Genomic DNA, 21,538 nt, shown 5'->3' with positions numbered 1-21,538 from the left:
TCGAATGGATAGAATAGCCTTGGCCCGTTTAATATTGCAACAGTCATTACGAATCAGCGGCGCCCAAGCAGGCGCTGCGCCTTCATCACGGCGCTACCCGGTATACCCAGCCGGGCGCACATATACAATACCCAGCTCGTGAGTGAACGGTCATCCTGCCACCGTACCCGTAGCCAGTGCGCCGCCTGCGGACTGCCGATTTGGTAGAGCAGTTCCGAGCGCAAATGGGTCTGACGAATAATAGCAGCGTCAGCCTCTGAGCTTACTCCCCTATTTTTGTTTAGGAGCATCAAGGAGCCTTCCTCCATTTGACGGCGGCGCGAATTAAACACGGCATTAGCATGCCGACGATACCGAGCACTAACTTTAGGAGAATATAAAAACTTGTATTCCCTAGCTATGCGCAACCACATATCCCAGTCCTCGAAGGGCAAGCTTTCATCATAAAGGCCAACCTTCTCATAGCAAGAACGCCGCACCAATGTACTCATGGCCGCAATGACGCAAGAGTTAAGCAAGGTCACGTACACTTCTTCGGGATGCGGAATAGCAAAATCATCCGGCTGAGGAATGGTATTGCCTTCACTGTCCATAAACTCGATGGCGCTGGTAATTACTCCTACCTCAGGCGGGGCGTTGAGCAGCAAGGGCACCTGCACGGCCAGCTTGTCGGGCAGATACACGTCGTCCGAGCCGATAAGGCAGATGAACTCCCCCTGGGCCTGGGTCACGAGCGTGTTGCAGGCCGGGCAGATGCCGCGGTTGACTGGATGCTCAATCACGCGGCCCCGCACCTGCGGATGCTCCGCCAGCCAGGCCCGGGCCACGGCCACCGACTCGTCGGTGGAAGCATCGTCCACGATAAGCACCTCGACATTCGGGTAGGTCTGCTGCCGAATGCTCTCTAGCGTCTCGCGCAGGTATGCGGCGTTGTTGTACGAGGCAACGCCAACCGTTACTAAGGGTGCATCCATATTCTTCTATGATTTGATAAGCCTGATGCTTGAACTCATGATCTGAAGATCCGCAGAATTTATACTGTAAGAATGCTATACAGACAAATAGAATAGCTAGATACAATGAGTGTCTAGTGCTATGATTACTTATCAGAATTACATATGCAGAGCTGTTAGTGTTACCAGCTTTGAGACGTCATGTATCTAGTTTTATCCCTCTGCTGATTCTCCTTAAGTCTTATCTAGTATTAGCGACCCAACCAACGTTGGAATTGCTGAACATATTTTCCGGGAATCCCTACCGAGGCAAGTCCATACAATACGCCGCTATTAAGTTTATGGTCTTGTTTCCAACGCAGCTTTAGCCAACGCCTTGCTTGCTTTCCACCCCATTGATATAAACGCTCAGCTAAGTACTTAGTGTGGCCTTCAATGATAGCATCCGTTTCGGCACTTATGCCTGTGTGTTTGTGCAATAATCGCAAGGTTGATTCAGTCAGAACAGCCTGCCGCATTTGCATAGCTGATTTCCGATGTACTCTGTATCGAGCACTGACTCGAGGAGAATATTTGAATTTGAAATGCCTAGCTATACGCAGCCACATATCCAGATCTTCGTACGCCAACTCTTCATCGTATAACCCTACCTTATCATAGCATGAACGCCGTATTAGAGTACCCATAGCCGGTATAAAGTTTTGCTTGAGTAATGGCAGAAATATATCGCCCTCGGCATATGTATCCCACTCGGCAGGCGCGGGCAATGGTTCCCCAGTAGGGCCCATCAATTCTACTGGACCAAAAATTACTCCTACCTCAGGCGGGGCGTTGAGCAGCAAGGGCACCTGCACGGCCAGCTTGTCGGGCAGATACACGTCGTCCGAGCCGATAAGGCAGATGAACTCCCCCTGGGCCTGGGTCACGAGCGTGTTGCAGGCCGGGCAGATGCCGCGGTTGACTGGATGCTCAATCACGCGGCCCCGCACCTGCGGATGCTCCGCCAGCCAGGCCCGGGCCACGGCCACCGACTCGTCGGTGGAAGCATCGTCCACGATAAGCACCTCGACATTCGGGTAGGTCTGCTGCCGAATGCTCTCTAGCGTCTCGCGCAGGTATGCGGCGTTGTTGTACGAGGCAACGCCAACCGTTACCAACGGTTGATTCATCAATTTGAGCTTAGAGGAAGTATCCAATTGCAAGCCAGTTGTAGTTCTTTAACCAGCACTATCCAGTAGTTGAATGGCGCCGGTCGGAGCAGATGGATAACAGATTCCGTTTTCAACTGCCTGGCCCCTACCGGGCCGGCTATTATGCATTATATCCGAGAATAGCCCAAGGTGTGCCTTATTACTACCAATCTTGTAGCTGTCAGAACAATGCTACGAGGTGTACACTTCCACTAGGATGGCAGTTTCCTCCGTAACGGCGCCGTAGCCAAACTCTTTCTACAGATTCCAGATCGTACCCTAGGCTACGCCAAGGTGAACCCTGACTTTACAACACTGGTTGTTTGCCGGCGCTATTTATTCCTCATGAGAAAATCATAACCGGCTAGTGATGCTGCTTGCTCCAGGCATCAAACCCAATACCCTGCCACGGCATACCCCGCTCGAAATTATACATCCAGGGGTAATGGGAGCCCTCCTTTGCACGTGAACCGATTTCCCGAATGTCGCGCACGACCTTTGCCGGGCTGCCTACCGCAAAGCTAAAGTCCGGTATGTCCCGGCTTACTACCGAGTTAGCCCCGATTAAGCAGTTGGTACCAATGTTCACGCTCGGCAGCACCACCGAGTGCACGGTGATAATAGAGTAGTCGCCAACGGTTGGCCCTTGGCAGTAATTAGAAGGGGGCTGCGAGTCGTTGGTGAAAATTGTGTAGGGAAAGATAAACACGTAACTGCCTAGTTTAGAAAACTCGCAGATGTGCACATTGCTGTACAACCGGCAATAATCGCCGAATGTGGAATTGCCCTGAATATCAACCAGCGTACTAATCAGGCAATGAGACCCGAACTGGGCGCCTTCCCGTACCGTAATCCGGTGCCCGGTGTTAAGCCCTTCACCAAAGGTGCTACCCGCATATATGATAGCATGGCTGCGCACAAAAGAGTTGGCCCCTATTATGGTTTCAGGATTACTATAGCTAGCCTGGAAGTAATACGAGTTGCTTGGCTCCCCAATTACACAGTCGTTGGCAATAATGGAGTTGTCCCCAATCTCCACGTTGTCGTAGATAGTGGTATTATCCCCAATCCGAACATTTTTACCAAGCCGGACATTGGTGCCTATCTGAACGTTGCGGTTATTGAATTTCATGGACGGCCCTTTAGTTAAACCCTGCGATGAGCTGATGCGACAGGAGAATTTAACTGCTATTAGTTTGCAGTTGCCCCGCGCATATTGCTGTCTTACTGACCAGTAAAAGCTGGTTTTCGCTTTTCCACGAAAGCTTGTACCCCTTCCTGAAAGTCGGTTAGCTGACAGCAGGCTTCAAAGGCAGCTGCTTCAACCCGATACCCTTGGTCGCCGCCTTGCTGGGCCGCGGCTGTGGCTTCCAGCACCTTGGTCAGCGCAAAGGGGGCGCGCTCCAGCATAGTACCCAGCAGCTCTATGCTGATAGGCAGCAGCTGCTCGGCCGGCACTACTCGGTTTACCAGCCCAATACGCAGTGCTTCGGTTGCGTTGATGGGGTTGCCGGTCAGCATCAACTCCAGCGCCTGCCCCCTACCTACTAATTGTGTAAGACGCTGGGTGCCGCCGTAGCCCGGAATGATACCCAGCTTTACTTCGGGTAGGCCCAACTGAGCGTTTTCGCTGGCAATACGAATGTGGCAAGCCAAAGCCAGCTCACAGCCCCCGCCGAGTGCAAACCCGTTGATGGCAGCTACTACCGGCACCGGCATTTGCTCCAGTAGTTGTAGTACCCGCTGTCCGCGCTCCGCAAAAGCTCGGCTCTCAGTTGGCGACAGGAGTTTAAACTCGTTTATATCGGCGCCGGCCACAAACGCCTTGTTTCCTGCCCCGGTGAGCAGAATGGCCCGTACCTCTTTTCGGCTTTTTGCCTGGTGCAACAGGTGCTCTAACTCCTCCACCGTAGCAATGCTCAGCGCATTGTATTGCGCCACTCGGTCAATGGTCAACAGCAGAATACCATCGGGGCGCAATTCAACCTGAATAAAAGAAGTGCTATTCATATGTAAAGGGTAGGGTATTAAGAGCGGAACCGCTGCCACTGGGCTTAGTAGAACCGGCACATTGCGTCCACTACTGCGGCCACATGTTCTTCGGTCATGCCCGGCCACATGGGCAGGCTTAGGCTGGTATCAGCCAGGTCTTCCGCAATCGGATAGGCTCCTTTGGCAATGCCCATGTGGGCGTAAGCCTGCTGCATATGCGGGGGCACTGGGTAGTGAATGAGGGTGCCAATTCCAGCACTGGTGAGGTGCTGCTGCAATGCGTCGCGCTGGGCTGTGCGCACTACATACAAATGGTAGACGTGGGTACTACCCTCAGCCGTCACGGGAAGCTGCAAGTCGCCAATGCCTTGCAATTGCTCATCATACCAGCGTGCTACCTGCTGACGCTGACGCGTCCATTCGGGCAAGTACTGCAGCTTTACCTGCAACACGGCGGCATGCAGCTCGTCTAGCCGGGAGTTATAGCCAATAACCTCGTTGTAATACTTCTGCTGGGAGCCGTAATTGCGCAGGGTCTGGATTTTCTGGGCCAGCGTCTCATCATTGGTCGTGACGGCGCCGGCATCTCCCAACGCCCCTAGGTTTTTACCCGGATAGAAGCTGGTGCCGTTGGCATGGCCAAAGCTACCCGTGATGCCGCCGTCAGCAGTAGCCCCCTGCGACTGAGCATTATCTTCTACTACAAACAGGTTGCGCCGCTGGGCAATTTTCATAATGGCTGTCATCTCGCAGGCTTGTCCGTAGAGATGAACGGGCATTATGGCTTTTGTGCGCGGCGTAATGGCTGCTTCTATCCGACGTGGGTCGATATTATACGTAGCCGGATCGGGCTCCACGGGCACGGGAGTGGCACCTACGTAAGAAATGGCCAGCCAAGTGGCAATGTATGTGTTAGATGGCACGATTACCTCGTCGCCGGGGCCAACACCTAGGGCCACCAACGATAGGTGCAAGGCATCGAGCCCATTAGCGACGCCTACGCAATAACGCGAACCTGAAAAGCTGCTATAAGCCGTTTCAAAGTCGCGCACGTGCTGACCGAGTACATACCACTGCGCATCGTAGACTTGACCCAAGGCGGCCATCACCTCTTCACGGATGGGTTCATGCTGAGGAGCAAAAGAAAGGAAAGGAACCGTCATACCACGAGTTGGAAGAGAAATATCGACGGCCTAAAATTAGGGAATGTTCTCCACTATTATTTTAGAGCCTGCTGAGGTAGCAGCTAGGCAGCAACCGTTCCTATCCTCTGTTTCGCCTGCTCCGCTGTTCTCAGGTTAACCCTGTTATATTATCCTTTTCCCAAAGCCCCTTTCACCCGTCGCCACACCCTTCCCACTGCCGGGTAGTTGAAGTAGGTTTCCAGCACGCGGCTGTATAGAAGCTTCTTCATTTCTGGCCGGGTTATAGGCTTGGGCACGAATTGTCCTTGTTTCGCCCGGGGTGATTGGCGCAAATATTCGGGGTACAAAAACCTCAGCTTGTTTTCACAGGCGCGGTGCCAGGGTTTGTTGCGGCCATTATAATGGATGATGACCTTGTCCGTGAGGAAGCGGCGGTAGTCGCGCTTGGCCAGATCATGCGGGATGTAAGCCTTCATCAGGTTGTAACGGCTGTCCAGCCGGTGCCAGCTACCCCGGAAATGCATGTTCAGCGCGTCCTGGTCGCAGTACTCCAGTTTTTCGGGGTGAGCGGCTATAATTTGCATTATCTGCTCCGTGGTGTGTTGCTCCCGCCACCGAGGCAGATGCATTAGCAAAATACCCGCGTTGAAATAATCCTCCAGCCGGTGGATACCTAACTCTGTGCGTAAAGGCATCTCGGCTTCCGTTACGGCCCCAATTACGGCGGAGCCAATATCGGCCTGATAGATTTCGGCCAAGCTGCCAACTACCAGCGAATCGATATCCAGATACAGCAGACGCTCAATATCCGCGGGTACCAGCTGGGCGAAGAAGAGACGATAGTACGTGGCCAGCGTAAGCCATACTTCGCGCTTATCGGGTACGGGAAAGTTCTTCGTTATGTCAGCGTCCAGCTCGTAGAAATGTATCTGCCCGCCTTGCTGGCGAACATAAGCAGCCATAGCCTCTTTGTCGCTGGCCGGCACATCAGATGCAATGGCGTGTATTGCTATCTGCTGACCTGCGTTATGCAGAAAGATGGAGGTTAGCAACACATACGCAGGTGTAAGGTATCCCTCATCGAAGGCAATAGCCAGGTGCACGGTCGGGTTCTGCTGTTCCATTATCAAGCGGTTTTGAAGAGACAAAATCCTTTTGATAACGGCTCAAAAAACCCGAACGTATGTTGCTGCCTTGGTAGAATTATCGAAAAACGGATAACGGTTGTGCTTGCGGAGCACAACCGTTATCCGTTTAACTTACTGCATAACAGATTCTTACCTAAAGCAAGGAGTTTAAATAAATTTGTTGCGTTATAATTCCGATGTAAAGGCAGCTCAATTGCAGAGGGGGCTTCTTAAACTAGTTTACCAGGCCGGCACTTTGTCCTCCCATGCGCCTTCTTTTTACCTGGCGCCATAGCTTTCCTACCTCCGGATAATTAAAATACGTTTCCATTACCCGGCTATGGAATAGTTGCTTGAGTGACTCGCGGGTAAGGGGTTTGGCCATGTATTGGCCGGAGTGAGCCACCGGTGACTGGCGCAAGTAGTACGGATAAAGGAAGCGTAACCGGTTTATGCAGGCGCGGTGCCAGGGTTTGTTGCGGCCATTATAATGGATGATGACCTTGTCCGTGAGGAAGCGGCGGTAGTCGCGCCTGGCCAGGTCATGCGGGATGTAAGCCTTCATCAGGTTGTAACGGCTGTCCAGCCGGTGCCAGCTGCCCTGAAAGACGACGTTCAGCGCATCCTGGTCATGATAGAGCAGAACATCTTTGGGGGTGCGCACAATTACCTCAATAGCCTGCTCACTGATTTGCTGCTCCCGCCACTGCGGCAAGTTCATTAGCAACATACCAGAGTTAAAGTAATCCTCCAGACTGCGCATTCCTATTTCGGCGCGTAAGGGTACCTCGGCCTCCATCACGGCCCCCACGGCGGTGTCACCTAAGTCGGTCTGATACATTTCCGCCAGGCTGCCTATCACCAGCATATCAATATCCAGATACAGCAAGTGTTTGATATCTTGAGGAACCAGGCGCGGAAAGAATAGACGGTAGTAGGCGGCCATGGTGATATAGGCTTCCGGCTCATCGGGGCCAGGTACAGGAAAGCCTTGCGTTACTTCCGGACTAATCACGTAGAAATGCATATCGCCCCCTGCTGCCGCGCATACTCTATCATGCGCGCCTTCGCCGATTCTGGTACATCGGTGGCAATGGCATGCACCTGCACTTGGTAGTCCCGGTTATTCAGGAAAATAGAAGTTAGCAATACAAAAACGGGATTCACATACACCTCATCGAAAGCTATGGCGATGTGGAGGACGGGGGAACTGGTTGACATGAATTAAAAATTAAGCAATACTCGATTCAACCTTACAATGAATAGGGCGTGTCGACTTTATTTACCCAAGACAGTGTACTGGATTAACCAATACAAAGATAGGTTACTGTTCCGCAGGATTAGGCATTATTCATATTTAATGCACATCTATATGTATAAAACATAACACACTCATGTTAAATACAATATATCACTACTAAAGCTGTGTTACATATAACACTTTGCATTGGCGGCATATAATTTTTCTTCTTAGAATGACACACAATAAGATGTGATGCACATGTCTATTACCTTTGCTAGTCAAATCACCCTACTATATAATTCTACTATGCAACAACTCTCACAGAGTAAAAAGTTTGAATACAACCTAGAAGCATTGCGAGGGTTTGTGGCTTTTTTAGTGGTACTAACCCATTGCAGTGGTTTCGATAAGTTACTGAATGGCACACAAAGGACTGGAATTTGGACATATTCATTTCCCGGTCATCTAGCAGTGCTCATTTTTTTTATTCTTTCCGGTTATGTAATTGGCCTAAGTACAAAAAACTCACTCACGTGGCATACTGCTGGAGAGTACTTAAAAAAAAGGTTATTGCGTTTGTATCCAATATATGCATTAGCCCTAATTATGGCTCTAATTATTACTTATAACACATATTCACTTACTACTATAATTGCCAATTTCACCTTCACACACATGGCTTTAGCTGATGCCATATATGAAGTAGGAGTAATATGGTCTCTCCATTATGAAATGCTCTTCTATATATTATTTATCCCGATATCTATCTATAATATCAAGCCTTCACACGCTTTTTTTATTTCTTTAACGTTTGGCTTTTTTTCTCAGCTTATTCTATCTTCCCAGGCACTTGCTATGTATGGGTTTGGATTTTGTTTTTGGCTGATTGGGTTGTGGCTATCTAAAACAAAAAACGTGTTAGCAGCCAACCCTTCAAGGTACACATTGATAGGCTTATTCTTACTAATATTGAGCTTTAGCTCTCTTAACATTGTTTATGATATTATACATAACAAACTACACTTAGACAAAATCCCTGGCGTACAATCGTCGTACAGTGCCATAAATATTATGTTCTCTGACTTCAGCTACATACCATTAGGAGTACTTTGCATCACATATTTTACTAACAAAAAGATAAAATTTAACTACCTTCTACTGATTTTCACTTTAGCTGTTCCCATACTTAACCTACTTTTTTTAGCATACTATAGCCGCGCACATTATATTGACTTTGATTCTAAAGTAATAGCTTGTTTAATATATGCAGCGGCAATAGGTTTTCTGATACTTGGCAGCCTCAAGACTAAACTAGACAGCAATACTTTACCTAAATACCTAATCAAGCTAGGTAGCATTTCATACAGCGTGTACCTTACTCACTTTATATTTATTGTTTTGTTAAGTCGGGTTAGTTTTTACTATGGTACTTGGTACACACTTATAGGCAGGTCAGTAGTGGTTATCATATTCACCATTGTTGCAAGCTATATTTTAGAAAAGGTATGGCATCCTTTCGTAGTTAGGCAAGTCAAAAAGTTTAACCTGTTCACATCCTAAATCACGTAGACTGGACCTTACAACTCAAGGGTTAAACTACGGATACCTCCTACCTACTAAAATAAGAAACAACTATAAGTAGGAGTACCCGAATTATGAATTAGAAGCATGAACTCGTGACCCCGGTATGGATATGCGCTAGTACACTTGTTGCACAACGTACAGGGGCCGATTACGCGCCGCATCCATGGAGCGCCATACGTATTCACCAATAACGCCTAGCGCAATCATTTGAAACGCAGATACAAATAGTAGTACTACCATCAACGTAGTCCAACCGGGGGGCCTTGTGGATCTACTATCTTCAAGGCAATAATGTAGAGGCCGTAAACAAGTGCAACGATACCCAACGACAGCCCTATCACTGAAATAGCCCGAATAGGAAAGTAAGAGAAGGACAGCAGCGAGTCAATCAGCAGCTTTATTTTCTTAGATAAGCTCCAGCGGGAACTGCCAATTTCTCGCTTGCGGCGCACGTAGGGAATGCTTACGTAAGCAAACCCAAGCCATACCATCAGGTAAAATACATTGCTGTTCCGCTCGTGCATCTTTGTCACCTCGTTGGCCACTTGGCGGTCAAAAAACACGAAATCGAATCCACCGTCTGGAATATTGCGCAGAGCCAGCCGCTTCATTAGCCAGTGAAAGGCTTGAGCGAACCATTTGGCAAAACCTGTTTCGGCCCGGTCTTGCCGGTTACCAATTACTAGCTTAAAGCCCTGTTGCCAGTAGCCATACATTTGAGCCATTAGCTCGGGCGGGTCTTGTAAATCGGCCGTAATCACCGAAAGGCAGTCGCCAGTAGCGTGAGCGATACCAGCCACAATGGCGTTATAGGAGCCCACATTGCCGGCCAGTTGTACTACTCGGAGCTGATCAGGGTATTGTTGCTGAGCTGCCAGGAGAGCTTGCAGGGTGTGGTCACCGGAGCCATCATCTACAAATACATACTCAAACGTTACGTCCTGCGGAAACTGAGCTTCGTTATTGATCAACTCCTGTACCGTTACCGGAATGTTCTGTTCATTGTAATAACACGGAATTACTACTGACAACTTAGGCATGGTATGGTGGTAAGGCCGTGAGGCTTAAGTATAGAATGAACCGCAGGATACTGCGCTGCGTGTCTAGATTACCTATCCTTGTTGATAGCGGCACGCCCAAGGTAAGCAGCGAGCAGCCACCCAACTGTACTTGTTGGGAAGTGAGTTTCTCTTCCACTGGTTGAAAAGAGAGAACATGACAAGCTACCGAGCCCCTCGATGTGAGATGGGGCCACGCTGACGCTACTGCTGGACATAGCAACTACTTACCACTACACTATCAGCGCCATAATATTTCCCGAAGGCGCGGGCATCATCTTTATTAAACTCCAGAGTATATAAAGTCTGCGGAACCATGTACCCCTCTTCCGGAGAGAACAGCGGGCGCAACTCAGCTATGGTGTCTTGCTTAGCTGCTTGCTGCATGGCAGCAATTCGTCCGTATACCCGGCGCTGATATTCCGGCATCCGTAGCAAATCCAGATAGGCAATATTCACGTTGCTGGCACTGCTAACGAAAGCAATAAAGACAAATGCGCACCGGGCAATCCATATGGTATATCGGTGCGAGATGATCGGCCGAATATTCAAATGCCCATCAAGAAACACCACTACAGAATCAGCCAGTAGAAGCCACCCTATCAGAAAAAAAGAAATAAACGCACTGCCACGTATGAATCCAGACGGACTGATAGGCAAAAATGGAAGGGAATATGCTGAGGCTAATGCCGCCAATAATCCATACCAACACTAATACTGGATGGATGGGTAAGTTAAAAAACCCGGCTTCTCCTCTTCTCTTATAAAGTAACTGCAATAGTAGTAGTGTACCTAGCAGTAACAGAATACTGTCAGCCCAACTCACTACTGAACCGAGCGCAAAAAACACGCTTTTAGCGCCCGTTGCAATTAATTTACTGATGGAAACCACGGCAGCCCTGCTATTAATACCTGATGCCCTTGCCGTATTTCCAGGCGCGAGTATTGAAAATAGTGCGCAGCCAATACTAAATATAAATAGCAACAAAGCACTCCTAAAACCCTGTCCCAATATTTTAGAATAAAATACATTAGTAAAGGTTATCCATAATATAATCATCATAATCACTTCGTAACACCCCGTAGCCAGGCCTAGCCACAAGCAACACCAAATCAGATTTTGTATCGTGTCGTATTTTTTTAATTTATAGAAGAAGGTGATAAATAGAATGGCAAATATAATACCTACTGTATAAGCAGTATATCCGCCAGACCAATAGAAAAATGAATTAACGTTAGTTAATCCGCAAAGCAACACCACTAATAGTAGTAAACTAGTTTAAAAGGCCTGCTGCTTATCGATGATAATTTTACAGGCGATATAAAAAGCCAGGTATACGCACAAGATAACTCCTGTAGTTAGGAGCTTTTCTAGCAAAAAAGCATCTTGATAAATAAGCGGACTGAAAACGGACTTCAAAACCAATTCCGTATATCGTCCGGTCCAGTGATAATAATTGTGTACGATATAGTCAAGTCTGCCTGATTTTAGAATAGAGTTAGCACTCAGATAGTCATCATGGACGCTAGGATAGGTATAAAATCCCAGCAGAAAGAAAGGTAAAATACAAAGCAGCAGTAGGACTTTCCACAAGAAATGCTGGGCACTGATTATCCGCAAATTTTTCATTTTTTCACTTAATTTTCACCCTGTTTATTAGAGCTGGAAAAGTAGGTCAACAACGAATAATTGCTATTTAATAATTAGGTGGTGCTAAAAAGAACAGGCGAGTATACAGCCAGTACTACCTAACTTGAAGCCTAGCTTCTCGCAAGTGCGAAATACTGCCCGGTTGGTTGCTTGCGTAGTCATGAGTACATAATCGGCCCCGCGCGAACGAGCTCGTTGCACAGTTTCCGCTACCAGCTTCAGATGCCACCCCCGATTAGCCGGCCCTACTGCCGTTAGCACCACTCGGGAAAACTCGGCGCCTAAACTCGCACTATGGCTCTGTAAATCACTAATGGCCAAGAAAGAGTCTATTGGCAGACCTGGCTCATTTGGCACCAGTACGTCATCACAATATCCCTCGACTGCAACAGTAGCGTATCGGGCCAAGAACCGGTCCCCCTGATCATCCGCAAACCACGGATCAGCGTGAAAGCGGTCATGCTCGTTACGAGCCGCCGCCGCAATGCGTCCAATGGCGACCGCCTCGTCTTGGTGCGCTGACCGGACCGGATAGCGTGGGTGGTGGAAGTCATTGAGTCCGTCGCGGAAAAAGGTTAACCGTGTTTCTATCAGGGGCCATCCTGCGGTACCTAATGCTTGAATCAGGCATGTATCTTCAATAGGAAGCTCAGCGAAGCAATACGCGGCTCCCTCTTGTTGTAAATGTTGTTTGAATGCTACTGCAGCAGTAGCTAAAGTTGCTGCTGCAGTCGTAGTATCAAATAAAGCAGTGAATACCTTGTATACCGGAGCATTAAAAAATCCAGTGTCCCAGGAAAGATAGGTGTACAGAAACTGCACCGTTTTCTCTTCCCCCCGGAATTCGAATACTCGATGGATAGAATCAGCAGCGTATCGTTCAGTTTGGCCAGTACCGAACAAACGCTGCTGCTTTTCTACATTTAATGCCCGCAGGAAATTATAAGGTGAGTAGAAAAAAAGCTTGTTTGCCCGCGCTGTAATGAGTTCAGCTTTTACTTGTTGCCCCATATCCGCTTAAAGTCTTCGTACTGCCGGATATAGTCTTGCTCCTGGTAGGAGGTGGAAGCAAATACCACTTGTACGGCGGTATGTGAATATTGCATAGTGTGCCAAGCATTAGGAGGAACGTATACGCCTACATGTGGCGACTCTAACACAAAAGTTTGCACTTCGCCGTCGGGCATTTCCGTCGTGACAATAATTCGCCCAGCTACTGCAACAAGTACCTGTTCGGTCGCATGGTGGGCGTGCCGGCCTCGTACAATGCTCTCAGGTGTAAAGTACGTCCAGAAAGTACGTTCTATTGGAAACGGAATAAGCCCGTTAGCTTCCCCGACGGAAATGTAGCCGATGTCGGAGGCACCTAGCTTTGGAAACTCAATTAGATGCGGCTTCTGCATAACGTCGGGGAAGGCTCTAGAACGTGCGTGGGGTGTTATTTACCTGACCGGTAATCACGCCGGGCACATGCTCCCGAAAGTATTCCAGGGTCCGGCGCAGGCCTTCTGCGCGGTCTACCTTCGGCTCCCAGCCCAGCACCTCTTTGGCTTTGGTGATGTCGGGCCGGCGCTTCATAGGGTCGTTTTCCGGCAGCGGCCGGTAATCGGGCTTGAACTCCACACCAGTGAGACGGGCAATTTCCTCGCCGAATTCTTTGATGGTGATTTCCGACGGGTTGCCGATGTTCACGGGCAAGTGATAGTCGCTCAGCAGCAGACGGTAGATGCCATCTACTAGATCATCGACGTAGCAGAACGAGCGGGTTTGCGAACCATCGCCGAATACCGTCAGGTTCTCGCCACGCAGGGCCTGCGAGAGGAAAGCCGGTAATACGCGGCCGTCGTTGAGGCGCATGCGTGGGCCATAGGTGTTGAAGATGCGCACAATGCGGGTCTCCAGGCCATGGTGGTTATGATAGGCCATAGTGATGGCTTCCTGGAAGCGCTTGGCTTCATCATAGCAACCGCGGGGTCCCACGGGGTTTACGTTACCGAAGTATTCTTCAACCTGGGGGTGAATTTCTGGGTCGCCGTACACTTCCGAGGTGCTGGCAATTAGCATCCGGGCACCCTTTACACGGGCTAAGCCCAACAGGTTATGGGTGCCTAGTGAGCCCACCTTCAGCGTTTGAATGGGAATCTTAAGGTAGTCGATGGGCGAAGCCGGTGAGGCGAAGTGCAGAATATAGTCCAGCTTGCCGGGCACAAATACAAACTTTGATACATCATGATGATGAAACTCAAAGTTCTCTTTGCCAAACAAATGCTGGATGTTTTCTAAATCACCCGTCACCAGGTTATCCATGGCAATGACGTGGTAGCCCTCCGCCAAGAACCGGTCGCAGAGGTGGGAGCCCAAAAAGCCTGCCCCGCCGGTGATTAATACGCGTTTCTTATCTGACATGTAAGTAAGAAGTAACCGAGGTAAAAAAAGATGCTTATCCGCAGATTAAGCGGGCTCGTGGTGAGCCGTTTTGATGCCAATGCAATGGTAAGCGTAGCCAGCAGCCTGCAGTTCAGCGGCATCGTAAATGTTGCGGCCGTCGAAGATAACCTTCTGTTTCAGCAAGCGGCTCATTACATCGAAGTTTGGCACACGGAATTCAGGCCACTCCGTAACCACGAGCAGGGCATCGGCATCAATCAAGGCTTCCATTTGGTCCTTGGCATAAGTTATCCGGTCGCCGAGGGAGTGCTTGGCCTCTTCCATAGCTACTGGGTCATAAGCCGTAACTGTGCAGCCCTCAGCTAGCAACTTGTCGATGATTACCAAGGAAGGTGCTTCGCGCATGTCGTCCGTTTTGGGCTTAAACGACAAGCCCCAAATGGCTATTTTCTTTCCGTTCAGGTCGCCGCCGAAGTGCTTTTTTACCTTATTAAACAGTACCTCCTTCTGAGCTTCGTTAACGCCTTCTACGGCTTGCAGCACTTGCATTTGGTAGCCGTTTTCGGCGGCGGTTTTAATCAGCGCCTTTACGTCCTTGGGGAAGCAAGAACCACCATAGCCGATGCCAGGATAGATGAATTTGGTGCCAATTCGGGCATCAGAGCCAATACCCTTGCGGACCATGTTCACGTCAGCGCCCATGATTTCGCACAGGTTGGCGATGTCGTTCATGAACGAAATTTTGGTAGCCAGCATAGAGTTGGCCGCGTATTTCGTCATTTCAGCCGACGGAATATCCATGAAGATAATGGGATGACCATTAAGCAAGAAGGGCTTGTACAGGCGGCTCATTACCTCCTCAGCCCGCTCCGACGAAACTCCTACTACAATGCGGTCAGGCTTAAGGAAGTCGTCAATAGCAGCACCTTCTTTTAGGAATTCGGGATTAGAAGCAACATCAAATTCGATGTTTTCGCCGCGCTTAGCTAAGGCATCTTCAATTTCCTTGCGCACCTTGGCAGCCGTGCCAACCGGCACCGTACTCTTGGTCACGATAACGCCGTAGCTGTTCATGTTTTCACCGATGCTGCGAGCCACGGCCAGTACGTACTTCAAGTCAGCCGAACCATCTTCGCCAGGAGGCGTGCCTACCGCAATAAAGGCCACATCGCAGCCTTTGATGGCCTCGCTGATGTTAGTGGAGAAGTGCAGGCGGCCTGCCGCCACATTGCGCGACACCATTTCTTCCAGGCCCGGCTCATAGATGGGCAAAATACCTTTGTGCAGGTTGTCAATCTTGCGCTGATCAATGTCGATGCATGTCACATCGATGCCTACCTCGGCAAAACAAGTGCCTGTTACAAGGCCGACATAGCCGGTGCCTACTACTGCGATTTTCATATGAAGAAGAGGTATGTAAATTTTAGAATGCTACTGTGATGAGAGGGCGTGTAAGGTTACGCAAACAGGCCGTACTTGAGAATGCAGTAGATGGCACGAAACCCGTCGCGCCACCCTATTTTTTTACCTTCGGCGTAGGTCCGGCCGTAGTAGCTGATGCCCACTTCGTAGATGCGAACATTGGGCACCCGCGCCATTTTGATGGTTACTTCCGGCTCGAAGCCGAAGCGTTTTTCTTCCAGCTGAAGTCCCTGTACAATATCGCGCCGGAAGAGCTTGTAGCAGGTTTCCATGTCGGTCAGGTTCAGGTTGGAGAAGGCATTGCTGAGCATGGTTAGCCAGTGGTTACCGATGCTGTGCCAAAAGAACAGAATTCGGTGCGGCTTACCGCCAATAAAGCGGGAGCCATACACCACATCTGCCACGCCCCGTAGCACGGGACGCAGTAGGACGTTGTATTCCTCCGGATCATACTCCAAGTCAGCGTCTTGGATGATGATGTAATCACCGGTGGCTTTCCGGATGCCGGTATGCAAAGCCGCGCCTTTTCCCTGATTTACGTCGTGCTTGTAATACTGTATTGCCAGCTCTGGGTTGCTAGCTACGTAGCGCTGAACCGCTTCTTCCGTGTTGTCCCGGGAGCAGTCGTTTACAATCAGCACTTCTTTGGTAAAGCCTCCCAACAATTGCACCTGCTTAATCTGGTCCAGAATAAGGTGGATAGTTGCTCCCTCGTTGTAGGCCGGAATGATGATGGAAAGCTTACGCGCGGGGACTGTTGGAGCCATACTCAGAAACAAGAAGAAACGTAGTGCGATATAATGACGCTAGGTGACAGATTTAAGAGAGAATGCAGAAAGTACTAGGCAGCCATCATATGCTTTTTCCACCACCACTGGAACACAATCAGGGCCCAAATGCGGGCGTGCACGTCGCCGGGGCTGGAGGAGAAAAGCTGCCTCTTCAGCCCGCGAATTGCTTCGACATCGAACACGCCTTGGGCCTCAATGAACCCGTCGGAAAGCAAGTCGTCCTCAATTAAGGGGCGAAGCTCCCCACGAAACCACTTTAGCAATGGTACCTCGAAGCCGTGCTTAGGCCGCTTGTACAACTCCTCGGGCAGCATAGGCCGGAAGGCATCCTGCACAATCTTCTTTTTCATCTTCCCATCGATTTTGCTGGAAACGGGGATGGAAAAGGCGAAGCGTACGACATTAGGGTCGAGGAAGGGCGGGCGCACCTCCAGGGAATTAGCCATGCTCATCAGGTCTACCTTGGTGAGCATGTCGTAGGGTAGCACCAGCTTGGTATCCGTGAGCAGCACTTCGTTCAGGTCGCCGTCGGCATGCAGATCTTCGAGAATATCTTTCCGGCGCTTCTCAGCCAGCTTCTTGCCAACTTTGCGCTTGGCTGCGGGGCTCAATAGGGCGCGAGCATCCTTTTCGGACGCAAACGAAGCCCAATCCCAGTATCGGTCCTTGGGGCCAGACAGCATGCCGCGCGAGAAGCGCTGAAACTGCCGCACTTTGTTGCCGAAGAATGAATTTCGCGACTTAGGTAGCACGTCCCACAGCAGGTTTAAGCCTGTTACGGCTTCGGCCTTAAAGCCCCCCTGACGCACCTGAAACTCCCCCATATGCTTGTTGTAGCCCCCAAACAACTCATCAGCCCCGTCGCCCGACAACGCTACTGTGGCTTTTTCCCGGGTGCGCTTGCTGAGGATGTACACGGCCAGCGCCGAGGAGTCGGCAAAGGGCTCGTCGATGTAGTTCAGCACATCGAAAATATGGTCGTAGAGGTCCTGATTGGTCAGGGAGAAGACCGTATGATTGGTCTTGTACTTATCGGCTACAAGCTTGGCGTATTTGGTTTCGTCGAAGAAGGGCTCGTCGCGGTAGCCAATGCTGAAGGTGTTTAGGTGCTGGGTGTGGCGCGTGGCTAGGGCCACGATTACCGAGGAGTCGATGCCGCCACTGAGGAAGGCGCCCACGGGCACGTCGGCCACGAGGCGACGGGCCGTGGCATCGTCGAGCAAGTCTACCAGTTTGGCTTGCTGCTGCTCATAGCTGAGCTTGTTCTTCTCGGCTTTCTTGGCGTCGTAGGGAATCTTGTACCACCGCTTGCGCACTACCTTCTTACCCTTTACGTATAGGTAGTGGCCAGGCAGCAGTTTCTTTACGCCTTTGAAAATAGTAGCGGGACCCGGAATATAGTTGAGCTGAAGGTAGTGGCTCAAGGAAACGTAATCCAGCTTGCGCGGCACGCCTAAGGCCAGCAACGACTTCATTTCGGAGGCAAACAAGAGCTTGTCCTCGTCGCGGTAAATCAGCAGGGGCTTCTCCCCCATCCGGTCACGGGCCAAGAAAATAGAGTCCTCTTCCTTGTCGTAAATGGCGAAGTCGAAGAAGCCATTCAGCTTTTTCAGGAAGTTGCGGCCCTCGGAAATATAGAGGTGCAGCACTACCTCCGTGTCGGTTTGGGAGTGGAAGCGGTGTCCCTTGCTGACTAACTTTTGGCGCAGCTCCTTGAAGTTGAAGATCTCGCCGTTAAAGACAATCGTGTAGCGGCCCGACTCATCGGTCATGGGCTGGTTGCCGTCGGCGGTCAGGTCAAGGATGGCGAGCCGCCGAAAACCAAGACCACACCGCTCGTAAGCAAAGTGGCCCTGCGAATCAGGACCACGGCTAACGATGGCGTCGGTTGAGGCGCGCAGGGAGGCCAACGAGTTGCGGCCTGCATCAGTAAAAGCAAATACTCCGGAGATTCCACACATAAGGCGGGCAAAAGTACGAACTATCGGGACTTGAGTTTCTAAAAACTACAAGGCCGCGCCCGCAACCAAAGCCGTGCCACGTTAGTACACAAGGCAGGAATAGTTGTTTCCCCAATCTTGCCCCACCATGAATCTACAAGATCAACTAAGTCTTCAGCGAGAATTTGAAGCCGCCGTATCCCGCGTTGACAATATGCCCGGCGACCAAGCGGCCGCTCACATGACCGACCTCTACGGCCTCTATAAACAAGCTACCGAAGGTGACCACGACACGTTGGACCCACACAATGTAGGCGACGACACGCCGGACGACCCCAGCGGTAAGCCCGGTATGTCACAAGCCCAGTGGGACGCCTGGAGCAAGTTTAAAGGCGTTAGTCAGGACGATGCCCGTCGGCAGTACATTCAGAAAGTTCAGGAAGTAGCCGGCCCCGTCGGCGAAAAGGCCACCATCATTACAGGCAATGGCCAGCCCGCAACTGGCTCCCAGGTAGGCGGCGCAGATGCTGCTTCCGGACCTGAGGTGCAAGCCAACGACAATACAACGCTTGCGCAACAGCCTACTACCCAGCCGGGCGTTTCGCAGGGAGGCCTACGCGGTGATATTACGGCCGGCGCACCCTACGGCGGTGAGGATAAACTGAAAGGCGACCAAAGTTAAATCCCGGATTTAACCGAATTAATCAGATTCAACAGCAAAGGCCACTACCCTCAGGTAGTGGCCTTTGCTGTTGATAATTAGCATGAGTGAAACCGAGCTAAGGCGGTTGGCTATTCTGAATGTTGCTTGGCTTGATTCGTGACTAAAATATTTTGCCTGGATTCATAATGCCATGCGGATCGAAAACCTGCTTAATGCCTCGCATCAGATTAAGTTGGGTTTCGCCGATGGCAATACCAATGAATTGTTTCTGCACCAATCCGATGCCGTGCTCCCCACTGATGGTGCCACCTAGCTTTACGCACAGCTCAAAAATCTCCCGGATTGGCTGGCGCAGACCCACATTCCATTGCTCATCGGTCAGCTCGCCCCGGATGATATTCACGTGCAGATTACCGTCGCCGGCATGACCGTAGCATATGCTTTTGAATCCGTAGCGGGCCCCAATTTCCTTGACACCTTTAAGTAGGGTGGGCAGCTCGGCCCGGGGCACAACGGTATCCTCCTCTTTGTACACTGAGTTATAGCGGACTGAATTACCAATGTTGCGCCGAATCTTCCACAGTTCATCTTTCTGGGTAGCGTTGTCGGCTAGCAGAATCTCGCCTACGTCGTAGCGTTCTAGTACGGCATACACTTGTTCGGCTTCCTTATACAGCTGCTCTAGGTCCTGCCCATCCAATTCAATGAGCAGGTGAGCCAGGATGTCCTCGGGCAAAGTGAGTGGAATTTTTAGGTAATCAGACGACCAGACAATAGCTTCCCGTTCCATGAACTCCATGCCGGAAGGAATAATACCCGCCCGAAACACCGCCGATACCGCTTCGGCAGCCTGCGCCTCCTGCCGGAAAGGTACCAGCATCAAAATGGTGTGCTGGGGGTAAGGCAAAAGCCGGAACACTACTTTGGTGATAATCCCGAGTGTGCCTTCCGAGCCAATCATCAGCTGGGTGAGGTTGTAGCCGGTGGAGTTTTTCAGGGTGTTAGCTGCCGTCCAGATGATGTCGCCCGTGGGCAGCACTACCTGCAAGTTCAGCACGTAGTCGCGCGTGGTACCGTATTTCACGGCTTTGGGGCCGCCGCTGCTGTGCGCCAGATTACCTCCCAGAAAGCAGCTGCCTTTACTAGCCGGATCCGGAGGGTAGAACAACCCAACCTCTTTTACGGCATTTTGAAACACTTCATTAATCACGCCCGGCTCCACGGTAGCCTGCAAATTGCGCTCATCAATTTCAAGAATGCGGTTCAGCCGCTCCGTACTCAGTACCACTCCGTTATGAATGGGCAATGCCCCGCCGCTTAGTCCGGTACCGGCTCCGCGCGGGGTAACAGGAATGTGGTTTTCGTGGCACAGGCGCATAATAGCGCTGATCTGCTCGGCGTTAGCGGGGCGCACTACTACATCGGGAGCAAAGTGCAAGTCTTCCGTATGGTCGCGGCCATAGTCGGCATATACTTCCGCCTCCGCCCGCTGAGCCGTTAGCAGGTGCTGAACGCCTACTACTGCTTCAAGCTCAGCTAGCAAGGCCGGAGTCAATACTTGGTATTCCATATATACAAGGGTGAAATGACCACTTCGCTTATCTTTGCCCCGATGCGGGAACACGTTACGAAGGTACGGCATTCGGCGCAGTGGCAGCGGCCACTTCTAGTAGCCTTATGGTTGATCTTAGGAAGTTGGCTGGTGGCTTGTAGCAGCAGCAAGGTGAATTACCGAAACGGGCGTTACTACTCGGCCCGCGACATGGCGCGCATGAAAGCTGCGGACCGCCGCCGGGGCGCTAGCCCTGCGCTGGTCAAATCTAAGGTCAAGACATCAACACCCGCCGGAAAAAGTAAGGTAGTGGCCCGTCGGCCTACCCCGGCTCGCCCCCTGCCGGCCAACGTACCCCGCCAGATGGCTATGGTCATTGAAACGGCTCGTTCCTTCCAAGGCACTCCGTACAAGTTTGGTGGCACCACAAGGCTAGGCATGGACTGTTCCGGACTGCTGCACGAGTCTTTTGCGGCTATTAACGTGGCTATTCCCCGCTCCAGCAACGAGCAAGCCGTGTGGGGTGAGCCCATCAGGCCGCAAGATTTGCGCGCCGGCGATTTGGTATTTTTCGGAGCTTCACCTGGCAGCCCGGTAATTACCCACGTGGGGTTAGTTACTGAAGCCTCAGCGGAAAGCGTCCAGTTCATCCACTCCTCCAGCTCTTTAGGTGTTGTGGAGAATGCCTTAGAAACTGATTACTACTTAAGCAGATTCATTAAGGCAGTACGACCAATATTGTGAATTTCCCCCTTACCTTTGCGGCGGAAAGTGGCGGCAGGTCGGTTGGCTTTAATAACACTGACGTAACACAACCCGGTTATTGAGACCGTAATTT

Annotated in this window: 21 protein-coding genes; 3 read left to right on the top strand and 18 right to left on the bottom strand. The window is 50.7% G+C overall.

What is annotated here, in order from left to right; genetic code table 11:
• Positions 1–53: 53 nt before the first annotated feature.
• The 8 genes from MUN84_RS16455 to MUN84_RS16420 all read right to left on the bottom strand — a co-directional run bounded on the left by MUN84_RS16455 (position 54) and on the right by MUN84_RS16420 (position 7,628).
• Positions 54–974 carry a glycosyltransferase gene (locus MUN84_RS16455; protein ID WP_244695115.1) on the bottom strand — a complete coding sequence of 307 codons (921 nt, stop codon included), beginning with the start codon at positions 972–974 and terminating at the stop codon, positions 54–56.
• 230 nt (positions 975–1,204) lie between these two features.
• A complete protein-coding gene (locus MUN84_RS16450; RefSeq protein WP_244695114.1) occupies positions 1,205–2,149 on the bottom strand; it encodes a glycosyltransferase in 945 nt (314 codons plus the stop codon).
• A 358-nt stretch (positions 2,150–2,507) separates the two neighbouring features.
• On the bottom strand, positions 2,508–3,275 hold the full coding sequence (locus MUN84_RS16445) for an acyltransferase (RefSeq protein ID WP_244695113.1): 768 nt from the start codon (positions 3,273–3,275) through the stop codon (positions 2,508–2,510).
• Between the two features lie 92 nt (positions 3,276–3,367).
• Positions 3,368–4,153, bottom strand: coding sequence for an enoyl-CoA hydratase/isomerase family protein (locus MUN84_RS16440; protein WP_244695112.1), 786 nt, complete (start codon positions 4,151–4,153; stop codon positions 3,368–3,370).
• 44 nt (positions 4,154–4,197) lie between these two features.
• Positions 4,198–5,298: a DegT/DnrJ/EryC1/StrS family aminotransferase gene (locus MUN84_RS16435; RefSeq protein WP_244695111.1), complete on the bottom strand. Its 1,101-nt coding sequence runs from the start codon at positions 5,296–5,298 to the stop codon at positions 4,198–4,200.
• Positions 5,299–5,447: 149 nt separating this feature from the next.
• The gene (locus tag MUN84_RS16430) at positions 5,448–6,404 is read right to left on the bottom strand and encodes a glycosyltransferase family 8 protein (RefSeq protein WP_244695110.1); all 957 of its coding nucleotides are present in this window, start codon (positions 6,402–6,404) and stop codon (positions 5,448–5,450) included.
• Positions 6,405–6,642: 238 nt separating this feature from the next.
• The gene (locus MUN84_RS16425) at positions 6,643–7,434 is read right to left on the bottom strand and encodes a glycosyltransferase family 8 protein (RefSeq protein WP_244695109.1); all 792 of its coding nucleotides are present in this window, start codon (positions 7,432–7,434) and stop codon (positions 6,643–6,645) included.
• Entirely contained in the window at positions 7,419–7,628 is a 210-nt protein-coding gene (locus MUN84_RS16420; RefSeq protein ID WP_244695108.1) for a hypothetical protein, read from the bottom strand. The genes MUN84_RS16425 and MUN84_RS16420 overlap by 16 nt, the downstream gene beginning before the upstream one ends.
• A gap of 280 nt (positions 7,629–7,908) precedes the next feature.
• Here MUN84_RS16420 and MUN84_RS16415 point away from each other — a divergent pair, with 280 nt between their 5' ends.
• Positions 7,909–9,210 carry an acyltransferase family protein gene (locus MUN84_RS16415; RefSeq protein ID WP_244695107.1) on the top strand — a complete coding sequence of 434 codons (1,302 nt, stop codon included), beginning with the start codon at positions 7,909–7,911 and terminating at the stop codon, positions 9,208–9,210.
• A 263-nt stretch (positions 9,211–9,473) separates the two neighbouring features.
• Here MUN84_RS16415 and MUN84_RS16410 read toward each other — a convergent pair whose 3' ends face one another.
• The 9 genes from MUN84_RS16410 to asnB all read right to left on the bottom strand — a co-directional run bounded on the left by MUN84_RS16410 (position 9,474) and on the right by asnB (position 18,505).
• The gene (locus MUN84_RS16410; RefSeq protein ID WP_244695106.1) at positions 9,474–10,274 is read right to left on the bottom strand and encodes a glycosyltransferase family 2 protein; all 801 of its coding nucleotides are present in this window, start codon (positions 10,272–10,274) and stop codon (positions 9,474–9,476) included.
• Between the two features lie 222 nt (positions 10,275–10,496).
• The gene (locus MUN84_RS16405) at positions 10,497–10,865 is read right to left on the bottom strand and encodes a hypothetical protein (protein ID WP_244695105.1); all 369 of its coding nucleotides are present in this window, start codon (positions 10,863–10,865) and stop codon (positions 10,497–10,499) included.
• Positions 10,866–10,872: 7 nt separating this feature from the next.
• Complete coding sequence (locus MUN84_RS16400; RefSeq protein ID WP_244695104.1) at positions 10,873–11,553, bottom strand: hypothetical protein; 681 nt, start codon at positions 11,551–11,553, stop codon at positions 10,873–10,875.
• Between the two features lie 453 nt (positions 11,554–12,006).
• Positions 12,007–12,954 (bottom strand): hypothetical protein, encoded by a 948-nt coding sequence (locus MUN84_RS16395; RefSeq protein ID WP_244695103.1) that lies wholly within the window; start codon positions 12,952–12,954, stop codon positions 12,007–12,009.
• Positions 12,939–13,346, bottom strand: coding sequence for a sugar 3,4-ketoisomerase (locus MUN84_RS16390; protein WP_244695102.1), 408 nt, complete (start codon positions 13,344–13,346; stop codon positions 12,939–12,941). The genes MUN84_RS16395 and MUN84_RS16390 overlap by 16 nt, the downstream gene beginning before the upstream one ends.
• Before the next feature lie 16 nt (positions 13,347–13,362).
• Positions 13,363–14,349 (bottom strand): UDP-glucuronic acid decarboxylase family protein, encoded by a 987-nt coding sequence (locus MUN84_RS16385; protein ID WP_244695101.1) that lies wholly within the window; start codon positions 14,347–14,349, stop codon positions 13,363–13,365.
• A gap of 45 nt (positions 14,350–14,394) precedes the next feature.
• The gene (locus tag MUN84_RS16380; protein WP_244695100.1) at positions 14,395–15,732 is read right to left on the bottom strand and encodes a UDP-glucose dehydrogenase family protein; all 1,338 of its coding nucleotides are present in this window, start codon (positions 15,730–15,732) and stop codon (positions 14,395–14,397) included.
• 56 nt (positions 15,733–15,788) lie between these two features.
• On the bottom strand, positions 15,789–16,520 hold the full coding sequence (locus MUN84_RS16375) for a glycosyltransferase family 2 protein (RefSeq protein WP_244695099.1): 732 nt from the start codon (positions 16,518–16,520) through the stop codon (positions 15,789–15,791).
• Positions 16,521–16,594: 74 nt separating this feature from the next.
• On the bottom strand, positions 16,595–18,505 hold the full coding sequence (gene asnB / locus MUN84_RS16370) for an asparagine synthase (glutamine-hydrolyzing) (RefSeq protein WP_244695098.1): 1,911 nt from the start codon (positions 18,503–18,505) through the stop codon (positions 16,595–16,597).
• A 127-nt stretch (positions 18,506–18,632) separates the two neighbouring features.
• Here asnB and MUN84_RS16365 point away from each other — a divergent pair, with 127 nt between their 5' ends.
• Positions 18,633–19,166 (top strand): acyl-CoA-binding protein, encoded by a 534-nt coding sequence (locus MUN84_RS16365; protein WP_244695097.1) that lies wholly within the window; start codon positions 18,633–18,635, stop codon positions 19,164–19,166.
• Between the two features lie 142 nt (positions 19,167–19,308).
• Here the strand turns inward: MUN84_RS16365 and MUN84_RS16360 are convergent, their stop codons facing one another.
• Positions 19,309–20,718, bottom strand: a complete 1,410-nt coding sequence (locus tag MUN84_RS16360) for an FAD-binding oxidoreductase (RefSeq protein ID WP_244695096.1) — start codon at positions 20,716–20,718, stop codon at positions 19,309–19,311.
• A gap of 153 nt (positions 20,719–20,871) precedes the next feature.
• Here MUN84_RS16360 and MUN84_RS16355 point away from each other — a divergent pair, with 153 nt between their 5' ends.
• Positions 20,872–21,444: a C40 family peptidase gene (locus MUN84_RS16355; RefSeq protein WP_244695095.1), complete on the top strand. Its 573-nt coding sequence runs from the start codon at positions 20,872–20,874 to the stop codon at positions 21,442–21,444.
• Positions 21,445–21,538: the final 94 nt, after the last annotated feature.

It is taken from the genome of Hymenobacter sp. 5516J-16 (assembly GCF_022919335.1).
In the GTDB taxonomy this organism is placed as follows: Bacteria; Bacteroidota; Bacteroidia; order Cytophagales; family Hymenobacteraceae; genus Hymenobacter; species Hymenobacter sublimis.
The sequence above is the reverse complement of the archived record's forward strand: the minus strand, read 5'-3'. Positions and strand labels throughout refer to the sequence as shown.

Bases quoted from the DNA above. Each gene is read 5' to 3' on its own strand.
- MUN84_RS16455 (WP_244695115.1), bottom strand. From the start codon at position 974: ATGGATGCACCCTTAGTAACGGTTGGCGTTGCCTCGTACAACAACGCC.
- MUN84_RS16445 (WP_244695113.1), bottom strand. From the start codon at position 3,275: ATGAAATTCAATAACCGCAACGTTCAGATAGGCACCAATGTCCGGCTT.
- MUN84_RS16440 (WP_244695112.1), bottom strand. From the start codon at position 4,153: ATGAATAGCACTTCTTTTATTCAGGTTGAATTGCGCCCCGATGGTATT.
- MUN84_RS16435 (WP_244695111.1), bottom strand. From the start codon at position 5,298: ATGACGGTTCCTTTCCTTTCTTTTGCTCCTCAGCATGAACCCATCCGT.
- MUN84_RS16430 (WP_244695110.1), bottom strand. From the start codon at position 6,404: ATGGAACAGCAGAACCCGACCGTGCACCTGGCTATTGCCTTCGATGAG.
- MUN84_RS16425 (WP_244695109.1), bottom strand. From the start codon at position 7,434: ATGCATTTCTACGTGATTAGTCCGGAAGTAACGCAAGGCTTTCCTGTA.
- MUN84_RS16420 (WP_244695108.1), bottom strand. From the start codon at position 7,628: ATGTCAACCAGTTCCCCCGTCCTCCACATCGCCATAGCTTTCGATGAG.
- MUN84_RS16415 (WP_244695107.1), top strand. From the start codon at position 7,909: ATGTCTATTACCTTTGCTAGTCAAATCACCCTACTATATAATTCTACT.
- MUN84_RS16410 (WP_244695106.1), bottom strand. From the start codon at position 10,274: ATGCCTAAGTTGTCAGTAGTAATTCCGTGTTATTACAATGAACAGAAC.
- MUN84_RS16395 (WP_244695103.1), bottom strand. From the start codon at position 12,954: ATGGGGCAACAAGTAAAAGCTGAACTCATTACAGCGCGGGCAAACAAG.
- MUN84_RS16390 (WP_244695102.1), bottom strand. From the start codon at position 13,346: ATGCAGAAGCCGCATCTAATTGAGTTTCCAAAGCTAGGTGCCTCCGAC.
- MUN84_RS16385 (WP_244695101.1), bottom strand. From the start codon at position 14,349: ATGTCAGATAAGAAACGCGTATTAATCACCGGCGGGGCAGGCTTTTTG.
- MUN84_RS16380 (WP_244695100.1), bottom strand. From the start codon at position 15,732: ATGAAAATCGCAGTAGTAGGCACCGGCTATGTCGGCCTTGTAACAGGC.
- MUN84_RS16375 (WP_244695099.1), bottom strand. From the start codon at position 16,520: ATGGCTCCAACAGTCCCCGCGCGTAAGCTTTCCATCATCATTCCGGCC.
- asnB (WP_244695098.1), bottom strand. From the start codon at position 18,505: ATGTGTGGAATCTCCGGAGTATTTGCTTTTACTGATGCAGGCCGCAAC.
- MUN84_RS16365 (WP_244695097.1), top strand. From the start codon at position 18,633: ATGAATCTACAAGATCAACTAAGTCTTCAGCGAGAATTTGAAGCCGCC.
- MUN84_RS16360 (WP_244695096.1), bottom strand. From the start codon at position 20,718: ATGGAATACCAAGTATTGACTCCGGCCTTGCTAGCTGAGCTTGAAGCA.